A 13,592-nucleotide genomic window follows, 5' to 3' on the forward strand; every position below is an offset into this window, starting at 1 on the left:
GGGCAGGCCCCCGTTATTTGAGGTAGGTGCGGACCACCTCGATCAACTCGGCCGCACCGCGGGCGCGCTCCGCATCGGTCTCGGTGGCGGGGTTCACGACGTGATGGCGGATATGGTCCTCCATCAGCTCGGCGGTCAGGCCGTTGATGGCCCCACGCATCGAGGCGACGAGCATCAGCACGTCCGTGCAGCCGAGTTCGGCCTCCAGGGCGCGCTCGACCGCCTCCGCTTGGCCTTTGATCCGGCGCACGCGGGCGAGCAGCTTCGTCTTGTCCTTGAGCGTGTGTCCCATCGGCCGTCCTTCGAGCCATGATATAGGGGGGTACCCTATCCGTGTCGAGTCCGAGGCCCGCGCACTGACGCACGGGATCCCGAACCGCCCCCCGTGGAAGCGGGCCGGCGGCCCCGTTCGGAGTGCCTCATGAAACGCCCGGTGCGCACCCCGGCGACGGCACGGCGTGGTCCCGCGGGCGGGGCCCGGCGCGACCGGCTTCGACCCGACGCCCGGTCAGGCCGGGATCGGGGCCTCCTCCGTCGTCACGTGAAACCCGACGAGCTCGTTGGGCCCGAAGGTCAGCGTGAGCGGGACATCGGCGGCGTCGCGCCCATAGGCGATGAGGATCCGCCCGATCCGCGAGCTGTTGTTCCGCGGATCGAAGGTGTGCCAACGGCCCCCGAGATAGACCTCCATCCAGGCCGCGAAATCGCCGGGCGCGTGCGGCAGCGGCAGGCCGATATCGCTGACATAGCCGTTGCAGTAGCGGGTCGGGATGTTGAGGCAGCGGCAGAAGGCGATCGCCAGATGGGCGTAATCCCGGCAGACGCCCCGCTGCTCCTCGAAGACCTCGAAGGCCGTCCGGGTCGCCCGCGCATGCGCGTACCCGAAGGTGATCCGATCGTGGACATAGTCGCAGATCGCCTGCACGCGGCTCCAGCCGGGCGGGAGATGCCCGAACAGCTCCCAGGCGATGGACGAGAGGCGATCGGTCTCGCAGTAGCGGCTGCCGAGGAGGAACAGGATGCTGTCGGAGGGCAATTTCTCGATCGCGATCTCCGGCGCGTCGGGCTCCGGCTGATCGCCGCTGCCGTGGTCCCGCACGATCGTGTCGGTCTTGAGCGTGAAGCGCCCCGCCGGGGCGACCATCCGGTTGCACCAGTTCCCGAAGCTGTCGCGATAGCCCTCCAGGGGAACCGCCGGGCTGGTGATCAGGTGATCGGGCTGTTCGAGATCGGAGAAGCGCGAGGCGTGAACGTTGAGCGTCGCGATGACGGGGGTGGGCTGCGAAAACGCATACGCCATCTCGCAGCCGACTTTTATGCGCATGAGCTCTGTCCTCCCGGGCGACCGTGAGATCGGCACCGGTCCCGCCGGCACGGCGAGCTTGGGCGCGCATCACGGCGATGACCCATGCAAATCCGGGGCAAACCGCCGGCGGTTGGACAACCGCGCGCGGTCACGACCCCGCAGCACGGCGCAGGGGCGTCTCCGGCCCGATCCACTGCGAGGCGCCCCCCGACACGCCCGCAGGGCGGGCGGCCGGAGAGCGCCGGTCGGTTTTCGGCAGGTCAGAAATCCATGCCGCCCATTCCCCCCATGCCGCCGCCGGCGGGCATGGCGGGCGCCTCCTTGCGCGGCGCTTCGGCGATCATCGCCTCGGTGGTCACCAGCAGGCCGGCCACGGAGGCCGCACCCTGAAGGGCGGCCCGCACGACCTTGGCCGGGTCGACGATGCCGGCCTGGAGCATGTCGACATACTCCTCGGTCTGGGCGTTGAAGCCGTAGGTCTCCGAGGCATTGGCCAGGATCCGGCCGACCACGATCGAGCCCTCGACGCCCGAATTCTGGGCGATCTGACGGATCGGGGCCTCCAGGGCCTTCAGCACGATCTTGATGCCGGCCTGGACGTCGGGGTTTTCGTTCGAGAGCCCCTGAATGGCCGCTTTGGCGCGCAGCAGCGCCGTGCCGCCGCCGGGGACGATGCCCTCCTCGACCGCCGCGCGGGTGGCATGCAGCGCGTCATCGACGCGATCCTTCTTCTCCTTGACCTCGATCTCGGTCGAACCGCCGACGCGGATCACCGCGACGCCGCCCGCGAGCTTGGCCAGACGCTCCTGCAGCTTCTCCCGGTCGTAGTCCGAGGTGGTCTCCTCGATCTGCGCCTTGATCTGCGAGATGCGGCCCTCGATGTCGGACTTCTCGCCGACGCCGTCGATGATCGTGGTGTTCTCCTTCTCGATGCGGACCCGCTTGGCGCGGCCGAGCATCGGCAGGGTCACGTTCTCGAGCTTGATCCCGAGATCCTCGGCGATCATCTGGCCCTTGGTCAGGATCGCGATGTCCTCGAGCATCGCCTTGCGGCGGTCGCCGAAGCCCGGCGCCTTCACGGCCGCGACCTTGAGGCCGCCGCGCAGCTTGTTGACCACGAGGGTGGCCAGCGCCTCGCCCTCGATGTCCTCGGCGATGATCAGCAGCGGCTTGCCGGTCTGGACCACGGCCTCGAGCACCGGCAGCATCGCCTGGAGCGACGACAGCTTCTTCTCGTGGATGAGGATGTACGGGTCCTCGAGGTCGGCGACCATCTTCTCCGCGTTGGTGATGAAGTACGGGGAGAGATAGCCGCGGTCGAACTGCATGCCCTCGACGACGTCGAGCTCGGTCTCGGCGGTCTTGGCCTCCTCGACCGTGATCACGCCCTCGTTGCCGACCTTCTGCATGGCGTGGGCGATCATCCCGCCGATCTCCGTATCGCCGTTGGCCGAGATCGTGCCGACCTGGGCGATCTCCTCGGACGAGGCGACCTTGCGGGAGCGGCCCGCGATATCCTTCACGACTGCGGCCACAGCCAGATCGATGCCGCGCTTCAGGTCCATCGGGTTCATGCCGGCGGCGACGTACTTCACGCCCTCGCGCACGATGGAGGCCGCGAGAACGGTCGCGGTGGTGGTGCCGTCACCGGCGGTGTCGCTCGACTTCGAGGCGACCTCGCGGACCATCTGGGCGCCCATATTCTCGAACTTGTCGACGAGCTCGATCTCCTTGGCGACGGTGACGCCGTCCTTGGTGATGCGCGGAGCGCCGAAACTCTTCTCGATCACGACGTTGCGGCCCTTGGGGCCCAGCGTCACCTTCACCGCGCTGGCGAGCAGCTCGACACCGCGCAGCATCTTCTCACGGGCATCGACCGAAAAGCGAACGTCTTTGGCGGACATGGTGGTGGCTCATCATCTGTCGTTTGGCCCCGAGGCACGCCACAGCGGGCGCCTCGAAGGGCAGGTCGGGGTTCGGGGCCGCGTGCGGCGACTCTGAAGGCTCTGAATCCTCAGATGCGTCGCGCGCGCTGACGCCGAACCGGTGTCCATTTCGGCAGCGCGCGCCCTAGGCGACGACGCCCAGGATGTCGGATTCCTTCATGATCAGGAGGTCCTGACCGTCGATCTTCACCTCGGTGCCGGACCACTTGCCGAACAGGACGCGGTCGCCGGCCTTGACGTCGAGGGCATTGATCTTGCCGGCCTCGTCGCGGGCACCCGGCCCGACGGCGACGACCTCCCCCTCCTGCGGCTTCTCCTTGACCGTGTCGGGGATGATGATGCCGCCCTTGGTCTTCTCCTCGCCCTCGATGCGGCGGAGCACCACGCGGTCGTGTAGCGGACGGAATTTCATTGCGAGATCCTGATCGTTCCCAGGCATGATCCAACCGGCATGGTTGGCGCGATCGCGGGAAGCGTGGCGGCGAAGACGGGAATCGCGGCCCGATCGGCGCATCATTAGCACTCGTCTGGGAGAAGTGCTAACTTTTTGCGTGGCCGAAGCCCGCCAGCCGGATCCGACATCCAAGCCTCAGACGAGATCCGATCCCGGACGGCATGGTCAGGTCATGCGCCGAACCGGAACGTCGTCTCCGCGCAGAGCGGCAGGGGCTCGCCATCCCGACAGGTCGTCAGCGGTCGGATGTGCCCGCGGCCGCATGGCGAATGGAACCAGCGTTGACATGAAACTTCGGGCGCCGGTTTGTGCTCTGTGTTTGCGATGCGCGATCGGATACAGTCAGTGTCGTCCGAGATATTATTACAAAGAAATCAATCATCGAGACGTATTGCGTTCGGGCTTGATCGTCCCGGCTCGACCCCCGAAGCGCTCTCGTGCAACCAGTCTCCCGCTTGCTTGCCGGCCGATGGGGCCTTGGCGGCTCTCGGGGCAGGCTCGGATCGGGCCGTATCCGATGCGGTCGCGGGAAGCGCCGGGGGCGCAGGCGGCCTCACGCTCTGCGATCCGAAGCCATCGACGCACCGGCGGAGCGCGATCGGATCAGGCAATAGTGTGCAATCGTTCACGTTGACGGGGGCCTGAGCCGATGCCGGCGTGCACGCCAAGCACAGGACGGTCCAGAGATGACATCGCGATTTCATCCTCATCTCCCTGTCGGATTGACCTGCAGGATCTCGATGCTGCTCGGCTCACCGGCCTTCGGGTTGCGCTTGGCGGGGGGCACGCCCGGACCGGCCTGCGGGGCCGCGGGGGCGCTGACCCGTCCCGCATTGTCGGCCGGGCGCGGCAGTCAGCAGAGGCCGCGTCGCGGATACCCTGAGCGTTGCCCGGGTCGCCGAGGCCGCCCACGTCAATGCCGAACGCGTCGCTGAACGCGTCGCTTCCTCGGATTCCGGTACCGCCGCGAACGCCCGCCATCACCGTGTCCCCGATTCCCCCGTCCTGCCCCGCCGGCCACGAAGGCGGGGGCGTTCACCGTCGGCACGATACCGAGCGCCTCCGATAGTGGACGCGGCAGGCCCGACATGGATTGGCTGAGCGTCCCAAACTGGCGGCTCATACGGCCCCAGAATGCGGGTGTGATTTTCGCGTGACAGGGCACCCAGGCCCGTCCGCCCGGATGCCATCACGAGACGCGGCGCGTGCAATCGATCGGTGTCGGACGGCCGCAGCACGGCGGCGTCTGCGCCGAGGCCGGCCTCGTCCGTCGCGACCGGGCAGCCCGATCCCGTTCGGGCGGGATGCCATGTCCGGGAGAAGGTCGGTGGCCCGGCAGGCACTTGGGGATGGCTAAAGCCGTCGAGCCGCCGGGCCCGATCAGGCGGGTTCAATGGACGCCCTGTGTAGGCGCCCCAGAAAATATCTTCAGACCTGGCTCTAGACGTTCCACGAACGGGACTACATTCGGGGTAACAATAGAGAACTCACTCGGCATATGGCATCCCGACGACCCTGCTGCGTCCATGTCAGGGATGCGGCGTCACCCGGCCCGGGCTACGTCGGTGCCGCTCGCGTCGGCGTCAGGCCCTCGTAGCAATGGCCGCGCGCATGCTCGCGTTCACCGCCCCGCGCGAGGGCGGTGACGGCTTCGACGCGTACCATCGCCTGTACAGCGTCGGGGCCGATGTCGAGCGCACCGACGGGCCTTTCCATGCCCGCGTCCACATCCGCCGCTTTCAGCGGATGGTGCTGTACGAGCGCGACCTCGGCGGCCTCCTGCACCGCCGCGATCCCCGCCGGGTGGGGCGGGACGGCTTCGACCACCTCGTGCTGCATCTCCTGCTGGACGGTGATCTCGCCGCTGGCCCCCCGGGGGCGGAGCACCGGTTGCGGCCCGGTGAGATCATGCTCGTCAATACCGCCCAACCGCACTGGACCCGTGTCGGCCGCGCTCGCCTCCTCTCCGTGGCACTCGCGCGCGCGATCGTGGAGCCGGCTGTCGGCGCGCTCGACGCCCTCCACGGCGCGGTGCTGCCCGGGGCCGCGGCCGGGCTGCTCAGGGATTTTCTCCTGTCGCTCGTGCGCCGTGCGGACAATCTGCCGGATGTCGCGGTCGAGGGGGCGGCCGACACCGCGACCGAACTGCTCGGCCTCGGGTTGAAAGCGGCCACGGCCGCGCCGGTGGCACGACGGGTGTCGGCAGCGGCGGCGCGGCCGCTGCGCCGCACCCGTGCCGAGGCGTATGTCGACACCCATCTGCTCGATCCCCGCCTGGACGCGGCGACGGTCGCCGCCGGCATCGGCACGTCCCGCAGCCGGCTGTACGAGGATTTCGCCGACGAGGGCGGCGTCGCCCGCTACGTGCAGCGCCGGCGCCTGGAGCGCCTCCGCGACGCCCTGCGCCGGCCCGGCGAAACCCGGTCCGCATCCACCCTCGCCTTCGCCTGCGGCTTCATCGACGAGAGCCACAGCAACCGCGCCTTCCGCGCCGCCTTCGGCGTCCCGCCGGGCCGCTACCGATCGATCGTCCACAGGGCGCGGCTCGACCGGTCCGACCACGGCCCGATCGAGTCCGTGTTCGAGCGCTGGATCAGCGAGCTGTACTGATGGGCGCGGATGGCGCCGCCGCGGCTCCGGGCCTGTCGGGCCGGTCACTCGTTCTGCTGCTCGCGGCGACACAGTTCCTGGCGTTCAGCGACCGCTTCCTGATCACCCTGGTGGCACAGCCGCTGAAGCTCGATCTCGCCCTGTCGGACACGCAGCTGGGCGTGCTGCAAGGCTCGGCATTCGCCGTGCTCAACGCCGCGGCGATGCCCTGGGCGGGGATCTGCGCCGACCGCGGGCACCGCCGCAGCCTGCTGCTGGCCAGCGTCCTCGTGTGGGGTTTGGCGACCCTGGCCGGCGGGCTGGCCGGCTCGTTCGCCGCCCTGGCCGTCGCCCGGGCATTGCTCGGCCTCGGGCAGGCCGCGATCGCGCCCGCCGCGCTGTCGCTGATGGCCTATCGCCTGCCGCCGGCCGGGATCGGCCGGGCGATCTCGCTCTTCACCGCCGGGGCGACGCTGGGGCGCAGCCTCGCGCTCCTGGGGGGTGGGGCCGCCCTCGCCTGGCTCACCGCGGCGGGCGGCCTGACCGTGCCCGGCTACGGCCCGGTCCGGCCGTGGCAGGCGCTGTTCGCGCTGGCCTGCCTGCCGAACCTCGCGCTGCTGGTCGGGTTGCTGCGCGTGGTCGAACCGCCGACGGCACCGGCCCGGACAGGGCGGCCGGCGCTCGCCTGGGTGCTGCGCCATCGCTCCGCCTACCTGCCGCATTTCGGCGCCGCGGCGGCGGCCGTGCTGATCGGCCAGACCCTGACGGCGTGGGCGCCGACCTTCTACGTGCGCGCGCACGGGCTCACCCCCGCGACGGGCGGCCTCTACCTCGGGATGGTGATCCTGGTGGCGGCGCCGCTCGGGCACATCGCCGGGGGGCGCTGGCTCGACCGGGCGCGGGCGCGCGGGCTTCGGGGCGCGGCCTCGCGCGCCCTCGCCCTCGGGCTGGCGCTGGCCTGCCCGAGCGCCGGGGTGATGGCCCTCGCGTCCGATCTGACGACGTCGCTGACCGGGTTCGCCGTCCTCGTGGCGACGCTCGGCGTCACGAGCCCGCCCGCCCTGGCGGGACTTCAGATCCTGACGCCCCGGGCGCTGCGCGGCCGGATGAGTGCCGTCTTCGTGGCGAGCGTGACGCTCGTCGCCTTCGGGGTCGGACCCGCGCTTGTCGGGGTGATCAACGACCGGGTCGTCGGACCGGAGAACGTCGGCGCGGCGATGTTTGCGGTGTTCAGCGCGACCGCGCTCGTCGGCGTTGTCCTGGCTCTCTCGACGCGTACGCTTCGCTCGCCTCGATCCGCGGCACGCGCCAGCGCGGAATCTGCGCCCCCCTGAAGACCGCGCCGACGCCGGCCGCTTCCGGCAGGTGTGCCCGCCCGATCCCGTCGCGCCGGTGGCCCGTACGCCCGATGGCAGAGGCACGGTGCGGCCGTGGCAGGCACCCGTCATGGGACCGATAGCGGCGACCGAGAGAAGAGCCGAGCGGATATGGAGCCGACTGAGCCGGATCGCAGGTGTCGCCGTCAGGGGCTCAAATTTTTTTGGCGCGCCCTACGGGAATCGAACCCGTGTTTTCGCCGTGAAAGAGACGCTGTGAGATCTATCCGCGTCTACCCTTGTCGTAAAATCCGCAGTTCCTCCAATATGATAGCCGATCTGCGCCTAGTCTTGTCTATCGCAGTCTAGCTACACATATTGGACATCTGTTGGACATCGTCTGCAGAGGAGCCCACCCGTGGCCCGCAGTGTTCGTGACGCCAACCTTGAGACCCGCACCGCCCGCCAGCGGCTGTTGCCGCGCGGGAAACCATATTACCGCACGCTGGAGCCAGGCCTTCACCTTGGCTACCGCCGACCGCAGAAGGGCGCCGGCAAGTGGGTCGCCCGCCACTACATCGGCGAGCGCGACTACGAGATCGAGACCCTCGCCGTCGCCGACGACTACTCCGATCCGGACGGCGTCGCCGTGCTGAGCTTTCGGCAGGCGCAAGATCTGGCGCGCTCCCGGATGGTTCAGCGGGCGCACAGTGCTGCCGGTAAGACCGGGCCGCTCACTGTCCGAGACGCGGTCAACGCCTACGTCGACTTCCTCGACGCCAACCGGAAGACCGGTGTCGATGCTCGCAAGAGGGTAGGGGCTCACATCTTGCCGACCCTCGGCGACATTGAGGTCGAGGCGCTCACCACCAAACAGATTGAGAAGTGGCTCGCCGACATGGCGAAGGCTGCGCCCCGGATCCGGACAAAGGCCGGCGACGAGCAGCGCTACGGTGAGATGGCGGTCGACGACGAGACGAAGCGGAAGCGCCGCTCGTCGGCAAACCGTACCCTGACGATCCTGAAAGGTGCGCTGAACCGCGCATGGAGGGGAGGGGGCATCTCGTCGGATCTGGCTTGGCGCCGCGTCGAGCCATTCGAGAACGTCGACGCCGCCCGCGTTCGCTACCTGACGATCGCGGAAGCGAAGCGCCTGATCAACGCGGCCGAGCCGGGATTCCGTGCTCTGGTTCAAGCCGGCCTGGAGACCGGTGCCCGCTACGGCGAGCTATGCGTCTTGGAGGTCCGCGACTTCAATCCGGACTCAGGCACCATCGCGATCCGCACCTCCAAATCAGGCAAGCCCCGTCACATCGTGTTGACGGACGACGGCGCCGCTTTCTTCGCCCGCCACGTCGCCGGCCGCCCTGGCACGGCGCGCATGTTCCTGAAGACCAACGGCGAACCGTGGGCGGCCTCGCATCAGCTCCGGCCGATGGCGGACGCCTGCGCCAACGGCAGGATCACGCCGCCCATCGGCTTCCACGGATTGCGGCACACGTGGGCATCGCTGTCCGTCATGGCCGGCGTGCCGCTGATGGTGGTGTCCCGCAACCTCGGCCACGCCGACACCCGAATGGTCGAGAAGCACTACGGGCACCTCGCGCCGAGCTACGTCGCCGATGCGATCCGGGCCGGTGCCCCACGGTTTGGCGGGGCCGACGACAACGTTGAACCGATGCGAGCCATTTGATGCCGCTCACCAAGCCATCATTTTTGCCTGTCAGACTGGTTCCATTCGTGGAAGTGCGCGAGAAAATTGGATCTGAAATACTTGGTTCAGCCTTGTCTGGCAGACAGCTAGTTGCAATCTACTACGATCCAGGGGGAAATTTTCTGCCGTTACTAGCTAATTTCTGGCAAGGGCCCCATGGCGCCGTGATCATGGATCATGGCTACATACCGTCTGCAGTTGCTTGGCAGATCGGAATACCCAACGGCGGAGAGGACATAAGCATCTATCTGGATGCTCTACAGGCCGAAGCAATTGAGCGAGTGAGTGCGGCAGCCAAGCAGGCTACCAGCCCGACCGGGGAAGCGGACAGGCCCAAATCGATGCGCGATCGGGATATCGAGGAGGCCATAGCAGCGCTTGAGGCGGAAACGCTGACGAAAAGGCTGACGCGAGCACAAGCTAGTGAATTCTTGCGCCAGCGTTTTCCCAGCCGACACATCACCGAAGCCGATTTTCGAAGCATTTTCAAGAAAGTACCTACAGCTATCGGCAGGCCGAGAAATGTCGATAAAAAACTCTGACGCAAAATATCTGCGTCAGTGTTGTCATAGTTTTTTCAAGGATAGATCTGTCTAATCTTAGATGCACCGCCACAGACAAAGGCAGGTGCAGAGATGCAAGTCTGGACAATTCCCGAGTGGTGCGCGCACCGGAAGATCTCCCGCGCAACCTTCTACAACCTGATTAAGGCCGGCAAGGCGCCGCGCACCATGAAGTTTGGCAACTCCGTCCGGATCTCGGCGGAGGCTGATCTGGAATGGCTGCGCGCGTGTGAGGCGGAGTCTGCCTCGCGGACCAAGGAGGCCGCATAGCATGCAAAAGAAAACCTGCGCTCAGCGCGGGCCGAGGCAGGTTTCCTTGATTGTCGCTTCGCAGGCCGACATTCACGGAAATACTCCCGCCCCCGCCTTTCGGCAAGATCTCCATCTCGCCGCACGCTACGGCCTGTCGCCGGCCGTCGCCAGCGTCATCGCCGAGTTGGCGCTCGCGACACCTGAGCACTGGAGGCGCGCATGAGCGCCTCCCCTCTCAACCCCAACGACTTCGCCTACGGCGATCCGGACAAGCTCCGGGCCCACATCGCCGAGTTGATGGCCCTCGTCAGCATGCGCGCCAACATGGTCGGCGACTATGTGGTCCTGCGGGACGATGCCGGGCTGAAGTACTCGATGCGCTGCGCTGCAGCCGAGTTTCGGGCCGCTCTCAATCTGCTCGGTGACCTGACCGAGCAGACCGACCGCGAGCGCCAGCTACGGCAGCCGCCCCCCGCGCCCCATACTCATTCGAATTCGGAGGTGCGCCCATGAGAGCGCAGCACTTCGCTGCCGAGGTGGATCGCCTTGGCCCTGCCGCTGACGATCACCGTCATGGTGATCACGGCAGGTCTAACGGCGCCAATGGCGCAATCGGCACAGGGGGGTCTGGTTTCTGGCCAGATCCCGATCTTATCCTGCTCGGCACCGGTCGGCGATCCCCGCCGGCCTTCCCGCTGCATCTGCTTGGCCCGTGGGCCGGGTGGTGCGAGCGCAAGGCCAAGGGGGCATCCGCGCCAGTCGACTATGTGGCGGTTGCCCTGCTCGCCAGCGTCGGCGCCAGCGTCGCCAACGTGCGCTGGCCCCAGGCTGGCACCACATGGTCGGAGCCACCTGTCCTTTGGTGCGCCGAAGTCGGACCACCGTCCTCATCCAAGTCGCCCAGCATGGACGCAGCGTTCAACTTGGTCCGGTTCGCCGAAGACCGGATGGCAGACGGCTTCGAGCAGGTTCAGCAGGAGCACGCCACCGCCAAGCAAGCCTGTGAGGCCCGGATCGAGGCGTGGAAGATCGAGGTCAAAACAGCTGTGAAGAACGGTGACCCGCCGCCCGCCATGCCACCTGACGCCCAGGAGCCACCCGCGCCGGTCCGGCCGCGGATTCGGGTGGCCGACGCCACCGTCGAGGCGCTGGGCGCCTTGGCTGCAGGCCTTCCTCGTGGCCTTCTACTGGTCCGTGATGAATTGGCCGGCTGGCTCGGAGCCTTCGATAAGTACGGCGGCGGTGGCTCCGACAGAGCGTTCGCGATCGAGATGTACGGTGGCCGTGCCTACGTCGTGGATCGAATGAAGAACCCGGAGCCGCTGCGGATCCGTCATCTCAGCGTCGGCGTGCTGGGCGGCGTGCAGCCTGACAAGCTGGAGATGATCCTGAACGGGCCTGACGATGGGCTGGCCTCTCGACTCCTGTGGGCGTGGCCGGAGACCAAGCCCGAGTTCAACTTGGCCCGTGGCGCGCAGGATGACGGGCCGATGCAGCGCGCGTTCGCCCGACTCACCGACCTGCTGCAGATCCATGACGAGTTCGGGCATCCCGAACCCGTGCTGGTGCCGCTCGCCCGCCAGGCGGAGGACCGGCTGGAGGCGTTCGCCAGGGAGATCGTAGAGCGCTGCCACATGGCCAGCGGCCTGCTCGCCGGCACGCTCGGCAAGGCCCGCGGGCACTGCCTGCGCCTGTCCGCCGTGCTGGAGTATCTGTGGTGGTGTGGCGGCACCGAGGAATCGGAGCCGAAGGCGATCTCGCCCGATGCGGTGACAGCGGCGGCCGACTTGCTGAACGCCTACTTTCTGCCGATGGCTGAGCGGGTATTCGGAGACGCCGTGATCCCGGTGGCCGAGCGGCGCGGGATGCTATTAGCACAACACCTTCGGCAGAACCGGCTTACCGAGTTCAACGCCCGCGAGGTCCGGCGACAGATCGGCGGGATACTGCGCGACGCGGCCGACATGGATGCTGCGTGCAAGCAACTCGTAGAGGCGGGGCTGATCCGTCAGCGCTTCACTCGGGCGGGCGACGGTAAGGGGCGCAAAGCCCTGAACTATGAGGTGCATCCGGAGGTCGTCGTCAGCCGCCCTTTTGACGGTATCTGCGCTTTCGAAGAGATCTCCCCCCCTGTGCCGGCAGTGCCAATGGCGCCAATAGCTGCGATTTCGACGCAAACGGCGCCAACGGCACTATCGGCACAGGGGGGTAAGATAAATTCGGACGCGCGGGAAATCGAGCGTGTGTTCGAGGAGATGATTACCCCGGTGCTTGATCACCTCGTGGAGGCGGCCGAACGGGCGAAGGTCCGCGGGACCATCGTGGCATCGGACGCGAAGCGCAGATCGAAGCGCATCAACAAGCACATCGTCACCGTGTTCACGATCTCCGCCATCTCGCGATGCGTGAAGGCTAGTGTGGGGCCGCTGGTGAGCTTGGAGGACAAGTTCGACATCACGCCCCCGCACAAGCGGTCCGTCAGAGTCGATCTGCTTGGCCGCGAGGCGCACACGATAATGGGCTGCGGGGGCAACTGGCCTTGCTGGATCGCGGTCGTGGAAGGCGATCAGAGAGGTCGTGGCTATCCACCCTATCCCGATTCCTTCGACGCTTGGTTCAGGGGTTGGACCACGACCAAGGGCATCGTGGTCGTCGGCGACTGGCGCGAGGAGGCGCGGAACGACGGTGCGCTGGAGTGGCTGAAGCTCGCGGCGGCCGAGTGACTGCGCTCAGGCGCAGGCGGCACCTTTCATCACCAACGGAGGATTCGTGATGACCCATTCCAATATCGCCGGTGCGATCAACGCGGCCCATGCCGGTGTCGAGGCTGCCAAGCGCGAGGGCGCCCGGTACGCCGTCGAGTGCGGCAGGCTCTTGGCCCAGGCCAAGGACACCGTCCCGCACGGTGGCTGGGACGCTTGGCTCCGGCTGAACACCACCGTCTCACCGCGGACGGCGCAGCTCTACATGCGTATCGCCCGGCATGTGGAAGGTGATCCGGCAAAAGCGCAACGCGTTGCGGGTTTGAGCGTGCGCGAGGCGGCGGCCGAGGCAACGGGACCAAAGCGGGCTACTGCGTCTCGGAAACCCCTGTCGCCCGAGGCCGAGCATGATTCCACCGAGCTAAAGCAGGTCTGGGACGAGGCGAAGGACAATCCCGATTGGCAGGAAGGAGCCGCCCGCGAACTATCCCGTATCGGTTACATCACCAAGCCGCAGCGGAACGACATCATCCGAGGCGTCTGGGCAAAGCACTATGCCCACCTGACCGACGCGGACCGGAAGGAAGCTGCGAAGCGCGCGGCCGAGATGTTGGTCGAAAGGATTCCGCGGGAAACGCTGCTCAAACTCATCCCGCGGCTCAAGCACGTCCCGGCCAGCGATATCGCGATCGCCATGGGAGACGTGCAGGAGGATCGGAAGCGTCGGGCAGCTGAAGGTTAGCCCCAACC

The 13,592-nt window shown here is 67.4% G+C and carries 13 protein-coding genes; 9 read left to right on the forward strand and 4 right to left on the reverse strand.

Translation table 11 applies throughout. The features are described from left to right. Positions 1-13: 13 nt before the first annotated feature. The 4 genes from AC3IF1_RS15880 to groES all read right to left on the reverse strand — a co-directional run bounded on the left by AC3IF1_RS15880 (position 14) and on the right by groES (position 3,664). Positions 14-292 (reverse strand): metal/formaldehyde-sensitive transcriptional repressor, encoded by a 279-nt coding sequence (locus AC3IF1_RS15880; RefSeq protein WP_243970162.1) that lies wholly within the window; start codon positions 290-292, stop codon positions 14-16. 216 nt (positions 293-508) lie between these two features. Beyond that, a complete protein-coding gene (locus tag AC3IF1_RS15885) occupies positions 509-1,324 on the reverse strand; it encodes a transglutaminase-like domain-containing protein (protein WP_489218381.1) in 816 nt (271 codons plus the stop codon). 242 nt (positions 1,325-1,566) lie between these two features. Continuing rightward, positions 1,567-3,210: a chaperonin GroEL gene (gene groL / locus AC3IF1_RS15890; RefSeq protein ID WP_489218382.1), complete on the reverse strand. Its 1,644-nt coding sequence runs from the start codon at positions 3,208-3,210 to the stop codon at positions 1,567-1,569. Positions 3,211-3,376: 166 nt separating this feature from the next. Then, positions 3,377-3,664 (reverse strand): co-chaperone GroES, encoded by a 288-nt coding sequence (gene groES / locus AC3IF1_RS15895; protein WP_243920647.1) that lies wholly within the window; start codon positions 3,662-3,664, stop codon positions 3,377-3,379. Between the two features lie 1,653 nt (positions 3,665-5,317). On the opposite strand from groES, the gene AC3IF1_RS15900 reads away from it, so the two are divergent. The 9 genes from AC3IF1_RS15900 to AC3IF1_RS15940 all read left to right on the forward strand — a co-directional run bounded on the left by AC3IF1_RS15900 (position 5,318) and on the right by AC3IF1_RS15940 (position 13,584). Beyond that, on the forward strand, positions 5,318-6,316 hold the full coding sequence (locus AC3IF1_RS15900) for a helix-turn-helix domain-containing protein (protein ID WP_489218384.1): 999 nt from the start codon (positions 5,318-5,320) through the stop codon (positions 6,314-6,316). Next, on the forward strand, positions 6,316-7,629 hold the full coding sequence (locus AC3IF1_RS15905; protein WP_489218386.1) for an MFS transporter: 1,314 nt from the start codon (positions 6,316-6,318) through the stop codon (positions 7,627-7,629). The genes AC3IF1_RS15900 and AC3IF1_RS15905 overlap by 1 nt, the downstream gene beginning before the upstream one ends. Positions 7,630-8,029: 400 nt before the next feature. Next, a complete protein-coding gene (locus AC3IF1_RS15910) occupies positions 8,030-9,304 on the forward strand; it encodes a tyrosine-type recombinase/integrase (RefSeq protein ID WP_243972432.1) in 1,275 nt (424 codons plus the stop codon). Then, entirely contained in the window at positions 9,304-9,867 is a 564-nt protein-coding gene (locus AC3IF1_RS15915; protein ID WP_243972440.1) for a hypothetical protein, read from the forward strand. The genes AC3IF1_RS15910 and AC3IF1_RS15915 overlap by 1 nt, the downstream gene beginning before the upstream one ends. A 93-nt stretch (positions 9,868-9,960) precedes the next feature. Then, positions 9,961-10,158, forward strand: coding sequence for a helix-turn-helix transcriptional regulator (locus AC3IF1_RS15920; protein ID WP_091722291.1), 198 nt, complete (start codon positions 9,961-9,963; stop codon positions 10,156-10,158). A 1-nt stretch (position 10,159) separates the two neighbouring features. Further along, on the forward strand, positions 10,160-10,363 hold the full coding sequence (locus AC3IF1_RS15925) for a hypothetical protein (protein WP_243972442.1): 204 nt from the start codon (positions 10,160-10,162) through the stop codon (positions 10,361-10,363). Beyond that, positions 10,360-10,653, forward strand: coding sequence for a hypothetical protein (locus tag AC3IF1_RS15930; RefSeq protein ID WP_243972444.1), 294 nt, complete (start codon positions 10,360-10,362; stop codon positions 10,651-10,653). The genes AC3IF1_RS15925 and AC3IF1_RS15930 overlap by 4 nt, the downstream gene beginning before the upstream one ends. After that, entirely contained in the window at positions 10,650-12,863 is a 2,214-nt protein-coding gene (locus tag AC3IF1_RS15935; RefSeq protein ID WP_489218390.1) for a DUF3987 domain-containing protein, read from the forward strand. The genes AC3IF1_RS15930 and AC3IF1_RS15935 overlap by 4 nt, the downstream gene beginning before the upstream one ends. A gap of 49 nt (positions 12,864-12,912) precedes the next feature. Further along, on the forward strand, positions 12,913-13,584 hold the full coding sequence (locus tag AC3IF1_RS15940) for a DUF3102 domain-containing protein (protein ID WP_243972448.1): 672 nt from the start codon (positions 12,913-12,915) through the stop codon (positions 13,582-13,584). Positions 13,585-13,592: the final 8 nt, after the last annotated feature.

It is taken from the genome of Methylobacterium sp. E-012 (genome assembly GCF_057836545.1).